The following is an 18994-nucleotide window of genomic DNA, read 5'->3' as shown; positions in this document are numbered from 1 at the left end:
TGAATAGTCATTCATTTTCCTGCTTTTTATTATACAGGACATAAAAAAAAGCCGCAACCCGCGGCTTATAATCCGATCTCCATATTTTCATGCGCAAGCAATATCGTGCCGCCAAACTGTTCGGCCGCTTCATTTTTTAACTGTTCAATATCACCAAAATGAGGTAAGTGTGTCAATACAAGTTTACGAACACCAGCCGAAGCAGCAATCGTCCCCGCTTCTTCTGACGTCATGTGTCCGGCGGATGAACCGTCCATTCCCTTATAGAAATTGCTTTCTGCGAGCATCACATCCGCGCCTTTCGCGAATGCGGCCAATTCTTTTTTAAATGCGGTATCCGCTGTGTACACGATTGTATGCCCTCCTGATTCAATCCGCATCGCAAAGCAAGGCACCGGGTGATTGGTTCTCAAAAATGTGATGGCGAATGGGCCAATGACAAGCGTTTCATCCGCCTTGTAGGCAACGCCGGCGGTTATATTTTTATATGTAAGTTTATTAAAATCATCATCCTCTTGATGACCGTATATCGGAAGAGGCTGATCCCTTGTTTTTTCAATAAAAGAATCTATTAACAGCGCGTGCTGCAGCACACCGATGTCTGCTATATGGTCAGCGTGGTAATGGGATAAAATGACCGCTCCCAGTTCAGCGGGCTTCGTGTGGTTTTGCAGCTTTGAAAGCACACCACTCCCGCAGTCAATCAATAATGTAAATCCCTCTTCTTCAATTAAGTATCCGCTGCTTGCTTCATTTACTTTCGGGAATGCTCCCCAGCAGCCAATCACCGTTATATTCATCCCTCATTCTCCTCTCTTTTTTATTGTATTCCCTTTTTTCGAAAAATTAAAATAAATTTGCAAAAACGGTTGACGATCTGTATTCTGTTATAATACAATAAATACAACAAATCAAACAGTTATATAACAAAGGAGAGTTAACGTATGATTTCAAGTATCGTTGAATTTTTCAAAAACTTACCGGCAAAACAATGTGCGAGCTGTGGTTCACAGATTGAAGAACAGCATGACTGCTACAGCAACACTTGCCATTCTTGCTCGAATATTAAAGAAATTTAATCGTCGAGCCAATTCCATGAAAAAAACACCGGCTACGCCTTGGCCGGTGTTTTTGCTGTTTAATGATTCATATGATCCTCCATCTCATGATCCTCTTCTTTACCGGATGCATCTGTATCTGCCGGCACTGTCGCATTGCCGACTGCGACCGGTGATTTTGGCATCGTATGAAGACCCCGGGCTGTTACATGCACCTGTACATAATAGACTGCTTCTTCATCGAATGCTTTTTGAATGGAATAAACGCCGTCTCCTTTCGCTTCTGCCTCGATCATTTCGCCCTCTTCTTTTGCGCCGTCTTTCCAAATTTCATATTTTACTTCATCCGCATCATCCACCGCTTCGCCATTTTGTCTCACAGTCGTTGATATCGTTACTTTTTCATTTAATGCAGCGGTTTCGGGAACCGTCAGCTTTGCCTCAATCGGTTCTAGTTTAGCAGGTGTCTCTTCATTCACTTTTTCTTCACCGCATGCTGCCAGCACGAACACCAGCATCATGAAAAGAACGGCCATCCATTTTTTCATCATCTAATCTCCTTTTATGTTATTGCCGGCAGTGCAACGGTCACAGTTGTTCCTTCACCTGCCGTGCTTTCAATCGTTAATTCCCCGTTATGAAGTTCAACAATTTGCTTGACGATCGATAATCCAAGTCCTGATCCTCCATCGTTTCTTGTCCGTGCTTTATTCACACGGTAAAAGCGATCTGTTACCTTTTCTAAATCTTCTGCCGGAATGCCGGCACCGTTGTCACGGACAATCCATTTTGCTTTTTCCTTTTCTTGAAGCAGAGTCATTTGAATCGTGCCGCCTTCTTCCGAATAACGGATCGCATTGTCAATAATATTCGTCATCACCTGTTCAAGCCGGTCTTCATCCCCGTTTACGATAATGTCAGCGTCAATTTTCAATTGAAAGTCTATTTTTTTATTTCCAGCCGCCGCCTGAAATGTCTCAACGGTTCGATAAACGGTTTCCGCAAGCGGAAGCGGTGTTTTTTCCACATTCATCTTTCCCGAATCCAGCCGGTTTAACTCGAGCAGATCGTTGACAAGCCGCTCCATCCGCACCGATTCACGGTGAATAATCGCAAGCTGTTTTTCCTGTCCGTCAAGTCCCTTCAGCGCCGCTTCGCTGTACCCTTTTATATAGCTGAGCGGCGTGCGCAGTTCGTGCGATACCGTAGCCAAAAATGTTTTCCTTTGTTCATCTTCGGTTTCGATGGCATCGGCCATTTCATTAAATGTTCTGGCAAGCAGGCCTAATTCATCATGGGAACGCTCCGGCACACGGGCCGAATAGTCTCCCTTTGATAATCGAACAGCGGCAGACTGCATATCTTTCAGCGGCTTTGTAAGATGGCGTATCCATTTCATGCCAGCCAACAATAAAAAACCTATTAATGCAATCGCACCTGCCGCCCAGTAAATGATTAAACTTGATGCAAGTTCATCCATCCGCTCGAGCGGGACGTATACGTAAATAATACCCTTTAGCTTCCTGTCCTCTAAAAGCGGAAAAATAACGGAAAGAATTTCCCTCTCAAATCGTTCCGAATAGCCCGTTTCTTCAATCCGTTTATTTTGTAAAAGCTTCTCCCTTTCTTCGGGGCCTATTAATGTTTCATAATCGGCTTCATACGGTATACAGGCAGCAAGCTCACGAGGATTACGGACCGCAAAAGCTTCAAATGGTGACTTCTCACTAAACCAGTTGACTTGATCGACAAATGTTTGATTGAGTTCACCGCCTTCGTAATCATAAGCCAGTTTTTCAGCGGCAGACACAAGTTCTTCCTTTACGCTATCAACATATAATTTTTCATATAAGATGTAGGCAAGGCCGAATGCCGAACCGACTGTCACGAGAACCAATACAAGCAGTGTAATCCACCATTTTTTTGCCAGTGTCATCATGCACCATCCGAAAACTTGTAGCCGATTCCCCACACCGTTTCAATGTGGCTTCCATCTGCGCCCAATTTCATGCGTAATGTCTTCACATGCGTATCCACCGTCCGTGTACCGCCCCAGTAATCAGTCCCCCAGACTGTTTCAAGCAATTCTTCACGTGAAAAAATACGGCCCGGCTTTTTCGCCAGTAAAACGAGCAAATCGAATTCTTTCATTGTTAACGGAACAGAACATGTATCGATCTTGACAGAACGCGCGGGGACATCAATCGTCAATGCACCTGTTTTAATGAGATCTTTTTTACCGTCCTCCGCTCCGGTCCGCCTGAGCAGCGCTTGAATACGCGCGGTCATTTCTCCTGGTGAAAACGGCTTCACGATGTAGTCATCTCCGCCGATGCCAAACGCGCGTACTTTATCCCATTCTTCTCCTCTCGCTGTTAAAAAAACAATAGGGACATCACTAAACGAACGGATCGCTTCACAAACGGCAAAGCCGTCTTTGCCTGGCATCATCATATCGAGCAGCACAAGATCAGGATTATCTGTTTTTACCTTCCGCTCTGCTGCTTCCCCGTCTAAAGCGGTACTGACCGTATAACCGGCGTTTTCAATATACATCGAAACGAGATCGATCATATCCTGTTCATCATCAACGATTAAGACGTGCGCCATCCATTCCACCTTCCTTTACAAATATCATAAACGGACCTTCCCCGATCTTGATCGTCTTCTGTAAGGTCAGCGTTTCTTTTTCATAATAAGACAGCTCGCCGCTATCATACCCGGCGGAAATAATGTGGCCGGCAAACGAGGCAATTGTAAACGGATTTGCCGGTGCTTCCGCCTCAGCCACTTTTTCCCGGCCGGGATTAAAAGCGTGAATCATATTTGAACCGTGGCTGACGGTATACATAAAACCATTGTCTCCGGCAAATGCAACCGGCATGACGGGCGCATCAGCTGTTGCCGTCAAGGAACCCGTTTCCAGCGAATAAATGTGAATCGTTTCACCTGCATCAGCTGCGTAACCATGGCCGCCTACCCATAACTCTTTTTTGGATTCGTCAACAGCAAGTCCAGCTGATGATGTCGGAATGGCAAATTCCCGTTCAACTTCATGCGTATGTACATTCATTTCCGATAAAACCGTATCCTGATAATTAATGACATACAGTTTTTCATTATATTCCACCATGGTCATCGGGTATTTGCCCGTCCGTACGCTTTTTATTTCCTTCCCGTCTGCCTGAAAGAAGTGAACAGACCGGTCTTCTTTTACTGAAAGGGCTACTTCATCCGTTTCCTCTATATAAGCAGCTCCTGTTACCCCTGACGGCACTTCCCATCTGTCCAGCTCTTTTCCTTTTCTGATGGAAAAAAGAACGGCTTCATCAAGTTCGGTACCATATAATAATAACGTGTCTCCATCCGGAAATAAGACACCACCCGTATACAATTCATCAAATACCCATTCCGAGATGACGGAACCATCGTTATCTACAAATGTTAATCCCGGTTCACGTATGTTCAGCACCGCCGCAAACTCATTTTCCTTTACAGGAGTATATGACGTCTGGCTGCATCCGGCAAGGAATAAAAGAATGATCATGATTCGCTTCAAAAAGATGCCTCCTCCCGCTGCTTCTTATATTATAAAGAATACGTGTGAAATAAGTGTGAAAAAATGAAGGCAAAGAAAAAAAGACGGCTGAGGGGCCGTCTTTACACTGTTTCTATCCGTCCATACTGCCGTTTAAACTGACCGTGGAAATAAATCGCCGTCATCATCATATTAAACAAGGCAAATCCAATTAATACTGCGGCATTTTGCCACATAAAGGCGTAGTCACCGCTTGAAATAACAGCGCGGAATGCGTTTATAGAGTACGCCATCGGCAGCAATTTGTTTATGTGCTGCAAGGCATCCGGGATCAGTTCAAGCGGGAATGTTCCCCCGCTCGCGGTCAGCTGGCTGATTAAAATTAAGACCGCAATAAATCGGCCGGGGTTGCCGAGAATGGTCGCCAGCATTTGAATGAGTGTCATAAATGAAAAGCTTGCAATAAGCGCCATGACAATAAACCTCGGCACACTTTGAACGTGAAGACCAAGACCAGCCAGTAAAAAGAATGTGGCAGCGACAGCCTGTACGCAGCCGACCAGAATGAATACCCCAAGTTTTCCAGTGAACCATGAAAAGGCATTTTTGGGCTGCTCAGGCGGTTCTTTCAACGGAAAAATAATGGTCAGCATAATCGCGCCGACGAATAAACCGAGCGACAACATGTATGGTGCCATCCCCGTTCCGTAATTCGGCACGTCATGAAAAGTCTGTTCGTCCACATCAACCGGTTCAGCCATCATGTCATATGTTTTGTCGTCGGCTTTGACGTCATCCGTTTTATCCGCTGCTTTCTCCAGTTCGTCATGAAGTTCTTTCGTTCCTTTTTCTAGTTCAGATGATCCCGATGCCAGTTCCGCAGAACCATCTGCTAATTTGTCTGCCCCTTCCGACAATGCATGTGATCCGCCTGCAAGCTCCGTCAAGCCAACTAACAACTCATCTGCTCCTTTCGCGAGCGTTTCCGATCCGGCTTTCGCTTCGTTTACCTTTTCTGCCATCGTGTTAAGTCCGGTGAGAAGATCGTTTTCACCTGTTTGAAGCTGCTCAACGCCTTCATTTAAACGGCCGGCACCTTTTGATAGTTTTCCGATTCCTGATTGAAGCTGCATCTGTCCGTTTTGTATGTTACCGAGCCCGGCAGTTAATTGGTTCATATTTTCCAATAAGGGCCCTGATACAGTTTGATTTAATTCTTTCGCACCGACTTCAATTTGACGGCTACCTGCCTGCAGTTCATTGAACCCTTCTGCAATGCCATCAGTCAGATTTTGCTGATTCGCGGTCATTTCAGCTTCCAATGCCGCCATCTGGTCCGCTGTCATCACCTGCTTCAGTATCGGCTGCAGCTGCTCCCACTGCGTGTTTTGAGCAGCGGAAATTTGACTGGTCAGTTCTTTTTCGAACTGTGTCATGCCAGCCTGTAATTGATCGGCGCCGGCTGCAATGGATGCTGTGCCACTTGACAGTTCCGGCAGTTTTTCACGAAATTGATCGGCTCCTGCTTTCGCGGAGGTTGTCCCTTCCACTAGTTCATTCATTTCCCCATCAATGGTGTTGAGTCCATTTTCTAGTTCAGCAGCACCGGATGCAAGATTTGCTGTCCCTGCCTGCAGCTGATTGCCGCCATCGATGAGTTTCGTCTGTCCATCATGAAGCTGTGCAAGCCCTGTTGATAACTGCGCTGCACCGGACGCTACGTCTTTTGATCCTTTGTTTGCTTTTTCAATGCCCGATGAAAAACTCACAGAACGGTCTGCCAGTTTTTCAAGATTTTTTTTAAACTCATTTGTGCCTTCTGTTATTTTTAAGGCACCTTCATCTAATTGACCTGCTCCATCACTCGCTTCAATATACCCGTCACCCATTTTTTTTATATTGTCAAACATGGTTTCTGCATAGGTTTTCGTCACACTCGCCTGCAAAGAGGAACGGATTTCTTTCATCGCCGACTGGCCGATTTGCGATGAAACAAAATTGTAGCTTTCATTCGGTGTATACGATAATTCAAGCTTCTTTGGCTGCTCGTCCATTAATGTCGTGGCATTTTCCGAGAAGTTTTCCGGAATGTCGATCACCATATAATATTCCTGATTCTTAAGTCCGTCCATGGCTTGTTCAGATGTGACAATATGAAAATCAAAGTCACTGCTATCCTTCAATTCTTTTTCCAATTCATCACCAAGTTCCAGCCTCTCTCCTTCAAAATCTGCTCCGTTATCACGATTAACAACGGCAACCGGCAGTTTATCAAGATGACCGTATGGGTCCCAAAATGCCCAAAGAAATACACCCGAATATAAAAGAGGAATCATCATGACGGCGATCACCGAAAGGAGCAGCATACGGCTTTTTACGATTTCTTTGATTTCTTTTAAAAACATATTAACACCTCCCAAGTGACTATTTTGTTCATTCGGTCATTTTACAGCAAATTAAAAGGATAGGCATTATTTGGCCAACCCTTCAAATACGTATAATTCAAATAAACGCGTGATTTCTTGTTTGCTTAACGCTTTGCCCCGTCTTTCCCAGTCGACAACAAGTGCCACATACAGTTTCAGCATAATGAATGCGGCTGCTTCCGGATCACAGGGCTTTATTTCATTTCGGTCTATCGCAGCTGATACTTGATTTGCAATATACCGGACAATCGCTTCTTCCATCTTCTTGACCGCATCGATAACGGCAGGTGTACCCATTTCTTTTTCTTCTTGAAACAGTTTGACCGCCAGCTGGTGCTTCGTGCGAAATTGAAGAATTTCAAACAAGGCGCGTTGTACATTATCATGAAAGGAATGTTTTTCATCAATGACTGATTCCGCCGCCTGTTTCATTTCTTGTATAAGCGTTGTCATAATCTCTTCAAACAGTTCTTCTTTATTTTTAAAAAAAGTATAAATGGTCCCTTTCCCCACATTGGCAAGCTTCGCCACTTGATCCATCGTCGTCGCTTTATAGCCAAATAGAGTGAAAGATTTTGTTGCTGCTTCGATTATCAATTTTTTACGGTCAACCGCCATTCATGCCACCTCTTTTGACCGAAATAACAATTTGGTCATTTCGTTCTTTCATTTTAATTCTGCCTCCTTTCTCTGTCAACAAAAAAGCGGAATTCAATGATCATTGAATTCCGCTTGCGGTCAAACAGGCTGTCCGGTCCGCAAATAGTATAAGACTTTTTCTACAGCGTTTTCTCCCTGATCAATACAGTCCGGGATGCCGAGACCGTTAAATGAGCTGCCCGCGATGTACAGGCCCGGCAGTTCATTCACCATGTACTCTGATACAGCCGCAAGACGTTCTTTATGGCCGACCATATATTGCGGCATCGCTTCGTGCCAGCGGCTTATGATTGTAAAGTCCGGTTTTCCGGTTATATCCATCATCCGGTTTAAGTCGTTCATCACGATGCGCTCAAGTTCCGCATCCGGCAAATCAACGACTGCTTCATCATTTGCGCGGCCGACATAACAGCGGAGCAGCACTTTCCCATCAGGCGTCGTATGCGGCCATTTTTTATGTGTCCACGTGCACGCTGTAATCGTATAGTCGCTGTTTCGCGAAACAACAAAGCCGGTGCCGTCAAAGTTTTCTTTTACCGCTGATGCTGGAAAAGCCATCGCGACGGTTGCAACTGATGTTGCCGTCATATTGCGAAAGACATCGAAAAAATCATAATCTGGAAGCATATCCGGTAAAATCGTATGCGGTACCGTCGAAACAACACTGTCTGCTTCCATAATATTCCCGTTAGACAAATGTAAAAAATAGCGGCCATCCGGCTGTCGCACGATTCGGTTGACAGATGTATTTTTGAGCACCGAACCCGGCAAGAGTTTTGATTCAATTCCTTCAACGAGCGATTCCAGTCCACCGGTAAGCGTTAAGAAAATGCCTTTTTTCTGTTCACGCGGTGCCGGCTGCTTTGACGACGGGGTCATTTTTTTCATGCCGCGTACGAGGCTCCGGTGTTTTTGTTCGGCATGATAAAAGTTCGGGAACGTGGCCATTAAACTTAAATTGTCGATATCGCCGGCGTAAATGCCTGATAACAGCGGTTCAATTAAGTTTTCCACGACCTCATCACCGAGACGGCGACGGAAAAATTGACCGAGTGACTGGTCCGCTTTCGGTTTTGATTTCGGCAAAAGAAAGTCAGCGGACGCACGCACTTTCCCCGGCAGCGAAAAAAGACCGCTTGTCACGAATGGAGACACTTTGGTCGGCACGCCCATGACAGAGCCTTCCGGCATGGAGTGAAGCTTTTCACCGACAAGCACATACGATTTTCCGGTTGCGTTATTTGTCAGCAGATGATCCAAACCGGCTTCTTTTGCCAGGCGCGCTGCACTCGTTTTCCGCTCAAGAAAGGAATCAGGCCCGCGCTCAATGATAAAACCATCTTTTTTCACCGTTTGAATTTTTCCGCCCAGACGGCTGGAGGCTTCAATCAGCGTGACATCCACAGGCTGTCCTGTCTGTTTTTGCAAATAGAACGCCGCGGCAAGTCCGGTAATGCCGCCGCCGATGACCGCTACTTTTTTACGATTGTCTTCCACGATATCGCCTTCTTTTTAAAGTTTTCCGTTCTCTTTCAAATGCTTCATTACAACATCTCCGAGCGCTTCAATAAATTCAGGACGTGCATTCGGCATTAGCGGGCGATAGTAGGCTGCTCCTACTTCATCCGTCACCACTTTACATTCATAGTCATTATCATAAAGCACTTCAAGATGATCCGCGACAAATCCCGCCGGCACATATAGAAAGGCTTTATACTCATTTGTTTTATACAAATCACGTGTCAAATCCTGCACATCCGGGCCGATCCACGGCTCCGGCGTATTGCCGGCGCTTTGCCAGCCGACCGCATACCGTTCCACACCGGCAGCGCCTGCGAGCAAGTCCGCTGTTTCTTTCAGCTGCTCCGGATACGGGTCACCCGCTGCAATAATTTTTTCCGGCAGACTGTGTGCGGATACGATTAAGACGAAATGTTCTTTTTCTTCATCTGTCATAGATGCGATTGTTTCTTTAATTTTATCAGCCCAGTATTGAATAAATTTCGGTTCATGATACCAGCTTTCAATCGACGTAATAGACGGTCCGCCAATTTCCGCTGATTCTTCCGCGGCGCGGCCATTGTACGATTTGACGCTGAACGTTGAGAAATGCGGTGCCAGAACGATCGAAACCGCTTCTTCAATGCCGTCGTTTTTCATTTGCTGCACGGCATCTTCAATGAACGGTTCAATATGTTTCAGCCCGATGTACATTTTAAATTCAATGTCGTCCTGCATTTTATTTAAAAAGGTTTCCAGCTCTGACGCTTGATCCTCGGTTATTTTTGCAAGCGGTGAAATGCCTCCTATCGCTTCATATCGGCTTTTTAAGTCGTCCAGCATCTCGGCAGACGGCGTGCGGCCGTGCCGAATATGTGTGTAATACCGTTCAATATCTTCTTCCTTGTAAGGCGTGCCGTACGCCATTACTAGAAGGCCCATTTTTTTCCTTGTCATGCTTATCCCACCTCATCATTTAGCCATTCTCTTTATTTTGGCACGAATAAACGTACGTTTCAAAAAAGAGTGCTTATTTTGCGCTGTATTCGTGAACGAATGCTGTCAGACGTTTCAATGTATCCGGATTTACTTCAGGGAAAACACCATGCCCAAGGTTAAAAATATGCCCCGGTGATGCAAGCCCTTGATCTAAAATCGCTTTAGCACGCTCTTCAATGACATTCCACGGCGCAAGCAAAATCGATGGGTCCAGGTTGCCCTGCAAAGTTTTCGTTAAGCCCATAGCCCGCGCTTCCTGAATGGACAAACGCCAGTCCAGACCGACCACATCAAGCGGAAGATCGTGCCATTCTTTTGCCAGATGGCTCGCACCGACACCAAACATGATAAGCGGTACATTTTCACTCTTCAGTTCACTGAAAATACGCTCCATCGCCGGTTTAATAAATGTTCGGTAATCGGCCACGTTTAAGGCGCCGACCCATGAATCAAAAATTTGAACCGCTTTAGCACCCGCTTTCACTTGCGCGCGCACGTATGTAACCGTCATTTCCGCCAGCTTATCCATAAGCGCAAACCATGCTTTCGGCTCCGCATACATAAAAGCTTTTGTTTTATTGTAGTTTTTCGACGGCCCGCCTTCGATCATATAGCTCGCAAGCGTAAACGGCGCACCTGCAAAACCGATGAGCGGCACATTTAACTGCTCTTGCGTTAAAAGGCGGATCGTTTCCAATACGTAAGGAACGTCGCTTTCCGGATCAATGTCTCCAAGTTTTTCTACGTCTGTTTGTGAACGGATCGGATTGGAAATCACCGGGCCGATTCCCGATTTAATGTCTACGTCCACACCGATTGCCGGAAGCGGCGTCATAATGTCCTTGTATAAAATCGCTGCATCCACATCGTACTGTTCCACCGGCAGACGTGTTACGTACGCACAGATTTCCGGCTGATGCGTGATTTCGAACAGTGAATATTTTTCTTTTAACTTGCGGTACTCCGGCTGCGAACGGCCTGCCTGACGCATATACCAGACCGGTGTGTACTCCGTTTTTTCTCCGCGCGCCGCTTTTAAAAATGTATCATTAATTTGCCTCATATGAATTGAGTGCCACCTTTCACAGATTAGAATCACTATTGACTATTATAGCCCACCATCCACACGTTTTCACTAAAAGGATGCGTTGTTCGGAAATTTGCCAAAACAGCCCCGCTTGAAGTGTTAAAAATGGAAGACAGGGTACAGAACAGGATATACTTATTTTTGAGGTGATCAGGATGAATGTCTATATTACAAGCGGAACGTATGATTTTTTAAAAACGATTAAAAAGAAGCATGCCGGAGAAAAAATGGTGCTGATGGATGGAACGGAATCCGCAGCTCTTGTTCATGAAACGAACGGAAAAAGTGTATTTGAGTCACCGCGGCGATATGAAATTGTGGACGCGGCCGGTGACATGGCGGAACGCGGTTATGCCGTCTTAAACAACATCCCGGTGACGGATGAAGGACGGCCGCTTTTTGAGCACCGCTTCAAAAACCGCGCAGGTGCGATTGAAAATGAACCGGGCTTTATCGCCATCCGTGTTCTGCGTCCGCTTAATTCCGATACGTATGTCATTTTCACACAATGGGAAGATGTAAAAGCATTTGAAAATTGGAAGACATCTGACGCTTACAGCCAGGCTCATAAAAAGCGCGGCACAGAAGAAGGGCTCGATAAACGGCCGAATATTTTTTCCGGTCCATCCTATTTAACGACGTATACCATTCCATCAGAAGATCAATAATTAAAAAAGCTGCCGTTCAGGCAGCTTTTTTCTGTTGGATACGGTTGAGAATAGACCCCATGAGGCAAATCAACCCGGTCCAAATCATTTAAATCCGCCCATTTTTGACAGACGCATTGGAGCGTAAAGATGAACAAAGGCGATGGCAAACGAGAGTGAAGTCGTTAGGACAATTCCCGCACCGATGATGGTTCCATTTACGACGGCCAAAATACCAAATAAAATCGATTGCAAAGTCATCCCACGCATAAGCAATTTCTGCACGGCTTCTTTTTTTTCACCGCCTCCACGCGGATATAGCCGCGGCCAAATAATGTGATCGTGCCGCAATACAATCGGCATTAATTGAAAACCTGTTAAATATAAAAATAACAGCGCGGCCATTAACTGGACAGGCATCGTACCGCTGAATAAAATAATCAGCGCGGCAATGACGGTCAGACGGACATACAAGCCGAAATATTCATTCATGCGCACAAACGTCCGGAACAGCAAATACGTATGCGTATCGCTTTTTGGCCCCGGCAGCACACCATCAAGCCATGCTCTCCGCTTCACCGTGCCTCGTAAATGCGGCACATCTGTAAACATATTCGCAATGCGGTAAAAGCCGGCAAGGCGTTTTTCTTCGAGTTCCGCAAGCAGCTCCCATTTAAGCGGGCGATTGCCTAGCCGGCGCATATACGATACCCAAAGAAACATCAAAAAGGCGGCGAAACCGGCAATCGCGTCATAACCGGCGAAAACCGCATATAAAAGCACACCATTTTGCAAAAGCCGGACAGCCAGGTCAATCACACGTGCGTCATTCGACGGTAAATTGAGGGAATACAGCCGGCAAAACAAATTCCATAGTTTTGCCGCAAAAAGAACAGCTAAAAAAATGAAAAAGTTTCCGAAACCGGTGTTTTGTGACACGGCATACATCGGCATCGAAAACGCAAGCAATGCGACAATGATGTAGCTTTGCGCGATGAAGCTTGCCCAGACCGCTTTTTTCAAATACGGCTTCATCTCTTTTTCAAGCGGCAATAAATATACGGTATCCGGCCGCTTTATGTACGTATATACCGGGCTCCATAGCAGTACTACACCCATAACGGCGGCCATTAAAAGCGGCGCAGGAAACGTTTCATCAATTGTTTCCACCCAGCCGCTGTAGTAATAAAGTGCCGCACCGAGCGCAAACACAAGAACGAAGAGAAAATGATCATTTAACATGTAACGCGTATATTTACGGACTTCCGTGTAATAAGACGCGGCCCGTTCTTTAAAAAGCTCATCCGCTGAAAACTTCATAGCGTCTCTTCCTTTGTTAGCTCTACATATATATCGTCAAGTGCCGCGCCCGGCATATTGAATTCTCGCCGCAGCTCGTCCATCGTTCCTTTTGCCCGAATGCGGCCTTCATGCAAAATTACAAACTTGTCGCAATACTTTTCCGCCGTGGCCAAAATGTGCGTCGACATTAAGATCCCTGCGCCGCCATTTTTCATTTTGTCCATCCAGTCAAGCAATGAGCGGATGCCGAGCGGATCCAGACCGACAAACGGCTCGTCAATAATATAAAGCGTCGGCTCTGTTAAAAATGCACCCATAATCATGACTTTTTGCTTCATTCCTTTTGAAAAATGAGCCGGAAACCACTTCATTTTCGATTCAAGTCTAAATTCCTTTAACAGCGGCCCGATCCGTTTCTCATATTCTGATTCCGACAGCCCATACGCCATTGCCGTAAGTCTCATATGTTCTTCAAGCGTCAATTCATCGTATAAGACAGGCGTTTCCGGCACAAATGAAAATTGACGCCGGTAATCGGACGGACTTTCTTCCAATGTCCGCCCATTGATCTGCACGTTTCCTTTTGACGGTTCCATCAAACCGATTATATGTTTTATGGCTGTACTTTTACCGGCACCGTTCAACCCGATCAGCCCGACCAGTTCATTTTTGCCGACTTCAAACGATACATCGTGCAAAACGGGTTTGCGCGTGTATCCGCCTGTCAGGTCCTTCACTGATAATAAAGACATAACAACGTCCTCTCCTTCTAAATCCGTTACCTTTATTGTATCAAAATAAGCGCATCAGGACATAGTTCCCCACCCCATGATTATGTGCTAAAATTTTGACAACGAAACGTAAAGGAGTGTTTGATGATGAATGATTGTATTTTTTGCACGATTGTAAACGGGGACATTCCGTCGGCAAAAGTGTATGAAGATGAGCATGTGTATGCCTTTCTGGACATTAGCCAGGTCACAAAAGGACACACGCTTGTCATCCCGAAAATACATAAGGGAAACATATTTGAACTGACGCCGGATATGGCTGCGCCTTTATTTGAATCGGTGAAAAAAACGGCGGATGCCATCCAGGCTGCTTTTTCACCGAAAGGCATGAACTTGCTGAACAATAACGGGGAAACAGCCGGACAGACAGTCTTCCATTACCACATGCATTTGATCCCGCGTTACGGTTCAGACGACGGCTTCCATCCGGTATTTAAAGAGCATAATCAAGCATATGATTTAAAAGAAATCGCAGCGGCGATCCGCCATCAGCTGTAATGAAGCAAAATAGCCGCAGCCAGTGACAGCATTCCCATTACGCCAATCTGGCCGGCTCTTTTTTTCAAACGTAATGCTGTCGCCGGCACACTTTTCTTCGCCGTGCCGACATGACACAGCATGCTCGCAAATAAAATCCATGCCAGTGAAAACAATCCGAAAATAACTCCCGCCATCTGACCCGCCCCTTTTGTACGTTTGTAGAATAAAAAATTCGGGAAAAGCTATTCAATATATATATGCAATTCGAAAACAGGAATGACTAACGAGGTGAAAAAATGAATAAAAAAGCAATGTTTACAGGTTTATTAACAGGACTCGCGGCAGGTGCGGCAGCTGCCCTTTTTAACGCACCGGCGAGCGGCCGGGAAACGCGGGAAAAAATAAAAGATGCTCAAGTCTCAGCCAAGCTGACGGCAATGGAAATAAAAGATAATGCGGCGGAGGTAAAAGAAGCGGTTATGCGGCTCGTGGAAACCGCAAAGAAAGACGCACCGGACATCATTAGCAGTGTAAAAGTGAATGCGGCTCTCTGGAAAGAAAGCATCGAGCCTCATAAAGAAGCGCTTCAAAAAGAAATAGCCGGTATTCAAAAAACGGTCGAAGATTTGCAGGAAACACTGCCGCAGCCGGGGTCAAAAAAGTAATCTTGCACGCAGAAGATGTTTATCATCCTCTGCGTATTTTTTATTTTCAGCTATTTCAAAAATTTCGGAATTTCCTCTTTCCATTCTTTTATTTTATTGGCATAATATAAATCAATCAGTCTAATATTCATTCAGGGTGGGGAAAATAGAAAAAGAAGGTGCAAAAATGTCTAATCATCAATTCACGATGAAAGAAGCGTTTATGTTCAGCCAACGAATGGCCCAATTGTCAAAAGCCCTTTGGAAAGCCGTAGAAAAAGATTGGCAGCGCTGGATTAAACCGTACGATTTAAACATTAATGAACATCACATTCTATGGATTGCGCATCATTTAAAAGGCGCGTCCATTTCCGATGTCGCCAATTTCGGTGTCATGCACGTATCAACCGCTTTTAATTTCTCAAAAAAACTGGAAGAGCGCGGTCTTTTGACCTTTTCTAAAAAGGAAGATGATAAACGTAATACCTATGTCGAGCTCACAAAAGAAGGTGAGCAGCTTATTTTCGATTTAATGGAGCAGTATGATCCGGAGTCAAACCTTGTGTTTGAAGGAAGTGCCCCGCTTCGCGAATTATTTGGCAAATTTCCTGATCTCGCTGAATTGATGGCCATTATCAAAAATATTTACGGCGACGACTTTATGGACATATTCGAAACATCGATTCATAACATTGAAAAAGATTTTGATGAAGAAAACGGGAAGCTGCTGCGGGCTGAACGGTCAAAAACATCCGGCTGAACAGACCATAAGCCGGATGTTTTCCTTTTTTTAAAAATAACCCTTGCTTTTTATGCGCCGCCATCGTAAATTATGTAAGCAGCAAGTATATTACGCAAGGCGGAGGTTATCTTTATATGAAATGCTGGCGGACGTTTAATTTCGAAAAAACGTACGGATTCAATAAGCTGTTTGTCCTCTCCATGATGACAACGATGCTCGTTTTTTCAGTCGCCTTTTCATCCATGCAGTCTTATTATTCAGAACCGCTGCACGCAACAGGATTTGCCTGGTTTGCTGCCGGTCTGTTCGCGGTTTACCCGTTTCATAAATTTATTCATTTGATTCCAGTCATCCATTACCAGCCAAAATTGACGTGGGAGCGGAAATATTCGTTTCTTCCTGTCTTAACGGTTACGACGCGAAAACCCGTCTCGAAACACCGGTATATGGCCTGCTTACTATTGCCATTTTTCATCATGACGCCGCTGCTTCTTGCCGGCGCCGTACTATGGCCGCATTTTTTGCATTATTTTACGATGGCTGCCGCTTTTCATACCGGCATTTGCTCGTTTGACTTTCTTTATTTAAAAACTATTGTCTCGTGTCCAAAAGGATCGATGATTGAAGAAGACATAGAAGGCTTTGAGATTTTAATTCCTGATGAACCTCCCGCCTGGCGATGATGCCGGCGGGTTCTGTTTTCAATTTAACCGACAGTTTGATATAGTTAAAAGGACAAGGAAAAAAGGGGGAAATTATGCCATGATCGCGCTTATGATTACGTTTATCATTTTCTCGGTATTTATTCTGTACCATATAAATCGAATGACAAATTTACTTTGCATTCAAAAAGAAATTCCGGAAGAACGCCACGAAAAAATATTCCGTACGGTGAATATTTTAATCGTCATCTTATTATCCACTTCTTACATCGAAATATTATACGTATAGATCCGCCTTTCATTGAAAGACGGGTCTTTTCTTTTCCACCGTCTTGAACTGTGATATAGTGGTGTGAGGAATCCAGATTAAATGAACATTAGGGAGTTGTTTTTTGCATGAAGAAATGGGCATTGCCGCTATCACTCGCAGCTGGTGTACTTGCACTTTCAGGCTGCGGCGGCGCAAATGATGGAAACGTTATCGCGACATCAAAAGCAGGTGACGTGACCGATACGGAATTGTACGCGGAAATGAAAGACAAATACGGTCCGCAAATGGAGCAGGCGCTGCAGGAATTAATGCAGAAAAAAGTCCTCTCTGACAAATACGAAGTAACCGACGAAGAGCTGGAAAAAGAAGTCGAAACAGCGAAAGAACAGCTCGGCGCCCAATATGAAATGTTTTTGGCGCAATACGGCCTCGATGAAGACGGCTTTAAAGAGTTTTTAAAGCTTGAGCTTCTCCGTGAAAAAGCGGCACTTGCAGACGTGAAAGTAACGGATGAAGAAGTAAAAGAATATTACGATAAGTGGCAGCCGGAAATTAACGTCAGCCACATTCTTGTGGAAGATGAAGCGACGGCAAAAGAAGTAAAACAAAAATTGGCTGATGGCGGCGATTTCGCTGCGCTTGCAAAAGAATATTCAACCGATCCCGGTTCAGCTGAAAATGGCGGCAGCCTCGGCTGGATTGACAACGCAGGACGCGCCCAATTCGTTCCGGAATTTACAGAAGCACTCGGTAAATTAAAAGTAAATGAAGTAAGTGAACCCGTTAAATCGGATTACGGTTACCATATTATTAAAATTACCGAACAAAAAGAAAAAGGATCTTTCGAAGACATGAAAGATCAAATGACAGACGAATTGAAACAATCCAAAATCGACTCTGAGACACTCCAGAAAAAGCTTGATGAAGAAATGAAAGCGGCGGATGTAAAAGTGACAGATGAAGATTTAAAAGGCGCATTTGAAACAGAAGAAGAATCGAAGGAAGAAGCTCCAGCTGAAGAAGATGCAGCGACAGAAGATGATGCGGCATCGGACGAAGAATCAACCACTAAAGAAGCGAAGTAAAAGAAAAAAGCACCTCCCGCAGGTGCTTTTTTCTTTTACTTAGAAAAATTCGGCTTATAAAATGAACGATTATCAAGCGGAAAAATGCGTTCGGAAAACTCACCCGGCTTTGTCCGTTCAAGCGCCCGGTCAAGCATATTCATTTTCGCATCGAGGTTATCAATGTAATGAAGCATTTCCGCTTCTTTAATCATCGGCGGTTTTGGACTTCCCCACTCCGCTTTTCCATGGTGTGAGAGCACGATATGCTGAAGCACCATTACTTCTTCTCCTTCAATGCCAAGTTCTTTCGCCATCTGGCCAATTTCATTTACCATAATCGAAATGTGCCCGATCAAATTCCCTTCTGCTGTATACGTTGTGGCAACCGGACCGGACAATTCCGTTACTTTGCCGAGATCATGTAAAATTACCCCTGCATAAAGCAAATCCCGGTTCAATGACGTGTAAAGGTCCGCGACGGATTTGGCGAGCTTTAACATCGAAACCACATGATACGCAAGACCGGATACAAACTCATGATGATTCTTGGTCGCGGCCGGATATTCTAAAAATGGCTGATGGTATTTTTTTAGTAACGCGCGGGTAATGCGCTGAATGTGCGGATTTTTCATTTCAAAAATAAATTGTGTAATCGTATCGGCCATTTCTTCTTGGCTGAGCGGGGCTGTTTCAACAAAATCACCCGCTTCCATCCCATCCTGTGGTGATGCCGGACGAATTTGACGAAGCTTCAGCTGCATGCGGCCGCGGTAATTTTGAATTTCACCCGCTACTTTCACAATCGTCTGCGGTGTATACATTTTAACCGTTTCATCCTTCGCATCCCACAGTTTCGCTTCAATTTCCCCGCTCGTATCCTGAAGCATCAGCGTCAAATATGGGTTTCCGTTCACCGCTGTACTTTTCACGGCTGAGCGGATCATCAAAAAGCAATCTACGCTTTCTCCTGCTTCATACTGTGTAATTCCTTTATCCAAGTTCTCATCCTCCTCATTGCACTCTTCTTTTTATTATAGCATAGACCATACGTTCCTTCTGTATGAATCCTGCTTTTTTCTTCTTTCAAAATTGTGTACAATAATGGTATCACGTCTGGAGG

The 18994-nt window shown here is 44.9% G+C and carries 22 protein-coding genes; 8 read left to right on the top strand and 14 right to left on the bottom strand.

Going from position 1 to position 18994, the window contains the following annotated elements; all coding sequences use genetic code 11:
- Window positions 1-65 precede the first annotated feature (65 nt).
- Entirely contained in the window at window positions 66-800 is a 735-nt protein-coding gene (locus BTO30_RS02400) for an MBL fold metallo-hydrolase (protein ID WP_075397127.1), read from the bottom strand.
- A 144-nt stretch (window positions 801-944) separates the two neighbouring features.
- On the opposite strand from BTO30_RS02400, the gene yhfH reads away from it, so the two are divergent.
- Entirely contained in the window at window positions 945-1079 is a 135-nt protein-coding gene (gene yhfH, locus BTO30_RS02395; protein ID WP_075397126.1) for a protein YhfH, read from the top strand.
- A 59-nt stretch (window positions 1080-1138) separates the two neighbouring features.
- On the opposite strand, the gene BTO30_RS02390 is transcribed toward yhfH, so the two are convergent.
- The 9 genes from BTO30_RS02390 to hemE all read right to left on the bottom strand — a co-directional run bounded on the left by BTO30_RS02390 (window position 1139) and on the right by hemE (window position 11244).
- Window positions 1139-1606, bottom strand: coding sequence for a FixH family protein (locus tag BTO30_RS02390; RefSeq protein ID WP_075397125.1), 468 nt, complete (start codon window positions 1604-1606; stop codon window positions 1139-1141).
- A gap of 14 nt (window positions 1607-1620) precedes the next feature.
- Window positions 1621-2994, bottom strand: coding sequence for a sensor histidine kinase (locus tag BTO30_RS02385; protein WP_245796306.1), 1374 nt, complete (start codon window positions 2992-2994; stop codon window positions 1621-1623).
- On the bottom strand, window positions 2994-3668 hold the full coding sequence (locus tag BTO30_RS02380; protein WP_075397123.1) for a response regulator transcription factor: 675 nt from the start codon (window positions 3666-3668) through the stop codon (window positions 2994-2996). Before BTO30_RS02380 ends, BTO30_RS02385 begins: the two co-directional genes overlap by 1 nt.
- A complete protein-coding gene (locus BTO30_RS02375; protein WP_075397122.1) occupies window positions 3646-4617 on the bottom strand; it encodes a YncE family protein in 972 nt (323 codons plus the stop codon). Before BTO30_RS02375 ends, BTO30_RS02380 begins: the two co-directional genes overlap by 23 nt.
- Before the next feature lie 101 nt (window positions 4618-4718).
- The gene (locus tag BTO30_RS02370; RefSeq protein ID WP_075397121.1) at window positions 4719-7001 is read right to left on the bottom strand and encodes a YhgE/Pip family protein; all 2283 of its coding nucleotides are present in this window, start codon (window positions 6999-7001) and stop codon (window positions 4719-4721) included.
- A gap of 66 nt (window positions 7002-7067) precedes the next feature.
- Complete coding sequence (locus BTO30_RS02365) at window positions 7068-7640, bottom strand: TetR/AcrR family transcriptional regulator (RefSeq protein ID WP_075397120.1); 573 nt, start codon at window positions 7638-7640, stop codon at window positions 7068-7070.
- 120 nt (window positions 7641-7760) lie between these two features.
- Window positions 7761-9179, bottom strand: a complete 1419-nt coding sequence (gene hemY, locus BTO30_RS02360; protein ID WP_075397119.1) for a protoporphyrinogen oxidase — start codon at window positions 9177-9179, stop codon at window positions 7761-7763.
- 15 nt (window positions 9180-9194) lie between these two features.
- Window positions 9195-10139, bottom strand: coding sequence for a ferrochelatase (hemH, locus tag BTO30_RS02355; protein WP_075397118.1), 945 nt, complete (start codon window positions 10137-10139; stop codon window positions 9195-9197).
- A gap of 73 nt (window positions 10140-10212) precedes the next feature.
- Window positions 10213-11244, bottom strand: coding sequence for a uroporphyrinogen decarboxylase (gene hemE, locus BTO30_RS02350; protein ID WP_075397117.1), 1032 nt, complete (start codon window positions 11242-11244; stop codon window positions 10213-10215).
- Window positions 11245-11423: 179 nt separating this feature from the next.
- Here hemE and BTO30_RS02345 point away from each other — a divergent pair, with 179 nt between their 5' ends.
- Window positions 11424-11936 (top strand): antibiotic biosynthesis monooxygenase family protein, encoded by a 513-nt coding sequence (locus BTO30_RS02345; protein WP_075397116.1) that lies wholly within the window; start codon window positions 11424-11426, stop codon window positions 11934-11936.
- A gap of 84 nt (window positions 11937-12020) precedes the next feature.
- On the opposite strand, the gene BTO30_RS02340 is transcribed toward BTO30_RS02345, so the two are convergent.
- Both BTO30_RS02340 and BTO30_RS02335 read right to left on the bottom strand, forming a co-directional pair.
- On the bottom strand, window positions 12021-13235 hold the full coding sequence (locus BTO30_RS02340; RefSeq protein ID WP_075397115.1) for an ABC transporter permease: 1215 nt from the start codon (window positions 13233-13235) through the stop codon (window positions 12021-12023).
- Window positions 13232-13969 (bottom strand): ABC transporter ATP-binding protein, encoded by a 738-nt coding sequence (locus BTO30_RS02335; protein ID WP_075397114.1) that lies wholly within the window; start codon window positions 13967-13969, stop codon window positions 13232-13234. The genes BTO30_RS02340 and BTO30_RS02335 overlap by 4 nt, the downstream gene beginning before the upstream one ends.
- Before the next feature lie 126 nt (window positions 13970-14095).
- On the opposite strand from BTO30_RS02335, the gene BTO30_RS02330 reads away from it, so the two are divergent.
- On the top strand, window positions 14096-14506 hold the full coding sequence (locus BTO30_RS02330; protein ID WP_075397113.1) for an HIT family protein: 411 nt from the start codon (window positions 14096-14098) through the stop codon (window positions 14504-14506).
- Here BTO30_RS02330 and BTO30_RS02325 read toward each other — a convergent pair.
- Window positions 14497-14682 (bottom strand): hypothetical protein, encoded by a 186-nt coding sequence (locus BTO30_RS02325; protein ID WP_075397112.1) that lies wholly within the window; start codon window positions 14680-14682, stop codon window positions 14497-14499. The two genes, BTO30_RS02330 and BTO30_RS02325, sit on opposite strands and share 10 nt — an antisense overlap.
- A gap of 102 nt (window positions 14683-14784) precedes the next feature.
- Here BTO30_RS02325 and BTO30_RS02320 point away from each other — a divergent pair, with 102 nt between their 5' ends.
- The 5 genes from BTO30_RS02320 to BTO30_RS02300 all read left to right on the top strand — a co-directional run bounded on the left by BTO30_RS02320 (window position 14785) and on the right by BTO30_RS02300 (window position 17892).
- Entirely contained in the window at window positions 14785-15153 is a 369-nt protein-coding gene (locus BTO30_RS02320; RefSeq protein WP_075397111.1) for a YtxH domain-containing protein, read from the top strand.
- Between the two features lie 166 nt (window positions 15154-15319).
- Entirely contained in the window at window positions 15320-15892 is a 573-nt protein-coding gene (locus BTO30_RS02315) for an HTH-type transcriptional regulator Hpr (protein WP_075397110.1), read from the top strand.
- A gap of 116 nt (window positions 15893-16008) precedes the next feature.
- A complete protein-coding gene (locus BTO30_RS02310) occupies window positions 16009-16557 on the top strand; it encodes a DUF3267 domain-containing protein (RefSeq protein WP_075397109.1) in 549 nt (182 codons plus the stop codon).
- A gap of 79 nt (window positions 16558-16636) precedes the next feature.
- On the top strand, window positions 16637-16825 hold the full coding sequence (locus BTO30_RS02305; protein ID WP_075397108.1) for a hypothetical protein: 189 nt from the start codon (window positions 16637-16639) through the stop codon (window positions 16823-16825).
- A gap of 107 nt (window positions 16826-16932) precedes the next feature.
- On the top strand, window positions 16933-17892 hold the full coding sequence (locus BTO30_RS02300; RefSeq protein ID WP_075397107.1) for a peptidylprolyl isomerase: 960 nt from the start codon (window positions 16933-16935) through the stop codon (window positions 17890-17892).
- A 35-nt stretch (window positions 17893-17927) separates the two neighbouring features.
- On the opposite strand, the gene yhaM is transcribed toward BTO30_RS02300, so the two are convergent.
- Window positions 17928-18872 carry a 3'-5' exoribonuclease YhaM gene (gene yhaM / locus BTO30_RS02295; RefSeq protein WP_075397106.1) on the bottom strand — a complete coding sequence of 315 codons (945 nt, stop codon included), beginning with the start codon at window positions 18870-18872 and terminating at the stop codon, window positions 17928-17930.
- Window positions 18873-18994: the final 122 nt, after the last annotated feature.

Source organism: Domibacillus antri (genome assembly GCF_001936625.1).
In the GTDB taxonomy this organism is placed as follows: domain Bacteria; phylum Bacillota; class Bacilli; order Bacillales; family Domibacillaceae; genus Domibacillus; species Domibacillus antri.
The sequence above is the reverse complement of the archived record's forward strand: the minus strand, read 5'-3'. Positions and strand labels throughout refer to the sequence as shown.

Bases quoted from the DNA above. Each gene is read 5' to 3' on its own strand.
- BTO30_RS02400 (WP_075397127.1), bottom strand. From the start codon at position 800: ATGAATATAACGGTGATTGGCTGCTGGGGAGCATTCCCGAAAGTAAAT.
- yhfH (WP_075397126.1), top strand. From the start codon at position 945: ATGATTTCAAGTATCGTTGAATTTTTCAAAAACTTACCGGCAAAACAA.
- BTO30_RS02390 (WP_075397125.1), bottom strand. From the start codon at position 1,606: ATGAAAAAATGGATGGCCGTTCTTTTCATGATGCTGGTGTTCGTGCTG.
- BTO30_RS02385 (WP_245796306.1), bottom strand. From the start codon at position 2,994: ATGACACTGGCAAAAAAATGGTGGATTACACTGCTTGTATTGGTTCTC.
- BTO30_RS02380 (WP_075397123.1), bottom strand. From the start codon at position 3,668: ATGGCGCACGTCTTAATCGTTGATGATGAACAGGATATGATCGATCTC.
- BTO30_RS02370 (WP_075397121.1), bottom strand. From the start codon at position 7,001: ATGTTTTTAAAAGAAATCAAAGAAATCGTAAAAAGCCGTATGCTGCTC.
- BTO30_RS02365 (WP_075397120.1), bottom strand. From the start codon at position 7,640: ATGGCGGTTGACCGTAAAAAATTGATAATCGAAGCAGCAACAAAATCT.
- hemH (WP_075397118.1), bottom strand. From the start codon at position 10,139: ATGACAAGGAAAAAAATGGGCCTTCTAGTAATGGCGTACGGCACGCCT.
- hemE (WP_075397117.1), bottom strand. From the start codon at position 11,244: ATGAGGCAAATTAATGATACATTTTTAAAAGCGGCGCGCGGAGAAAAA.
- BTO30_RS02345 (WP_075397116.1), top strand. From the start codon at position 11,424: ATGAATGTCTATATTACAAGCGGAACGTATGATTTTTTAAAAACGATT.
- BTO30_RS02340 (WP_075397115.1), bottom strand. From the start codon at position 13,235: ATGAAGTTTTCAGCGGATGAGCTTTTTAAAGAACGGGCCGCGTCTTAT.
- BTO30_RS02335 (WP_075397114.1), bottom strand. From the start codon at position 13,969: ATGTCTTTATTATCAGTGAAGGACCTGACAGGCGGATACACGCGCAAA.
- BTO30_RS02330 (WP_075397113.1), top strand. From the start codon at position 14,096: ATGAATGATTGTATTTTTTGCACGATTGTAAACGGGGACATTCCGTCG.
- BTO30_RS02325 (WP_075397112.1), bottom strand. From the start codon at position 14,682: ATGGCGGGAGTTATTTTCGGATTGTTTTCACTGGCATGGATTTTATTT.
- BTO30_RS02320 (WP_075397111.1), top strand. From the start codon at position 14,785: ATGAATAAAAAAGCAATGTTTACAGGTTTATTAACAGGACTCGCGGCA.
- BTO30_RS02315 (WP_075397110.1), top strand. From the start codon at position 15,320: ATGTCTAATCATCAATTCACGATGAAAGAAGCGTTTATGTTCAGCCAA.
- BTO30_RS02310 (WP_075397109.1), top strand. From the start codon at position 16,009: ATGAAATGCTGGCGGACGTTTAATTTCGAAAAAACGTACGGATTCAAT.
- BTO30_RS02305 (WP_075397108.1), top strand. From the start codon at position 16,637: ATGATCGCGCTTATGATTACGTTTATCATTTTCTCGGTATTTATTCTG.
- BTO30_RS02300 (WP_075397107.1), top strand. From the start codon at position 16,933: ATGAAGAAATGGGCATTGCCGCTATCACTCGCAGCTGGTGTACTTGCA.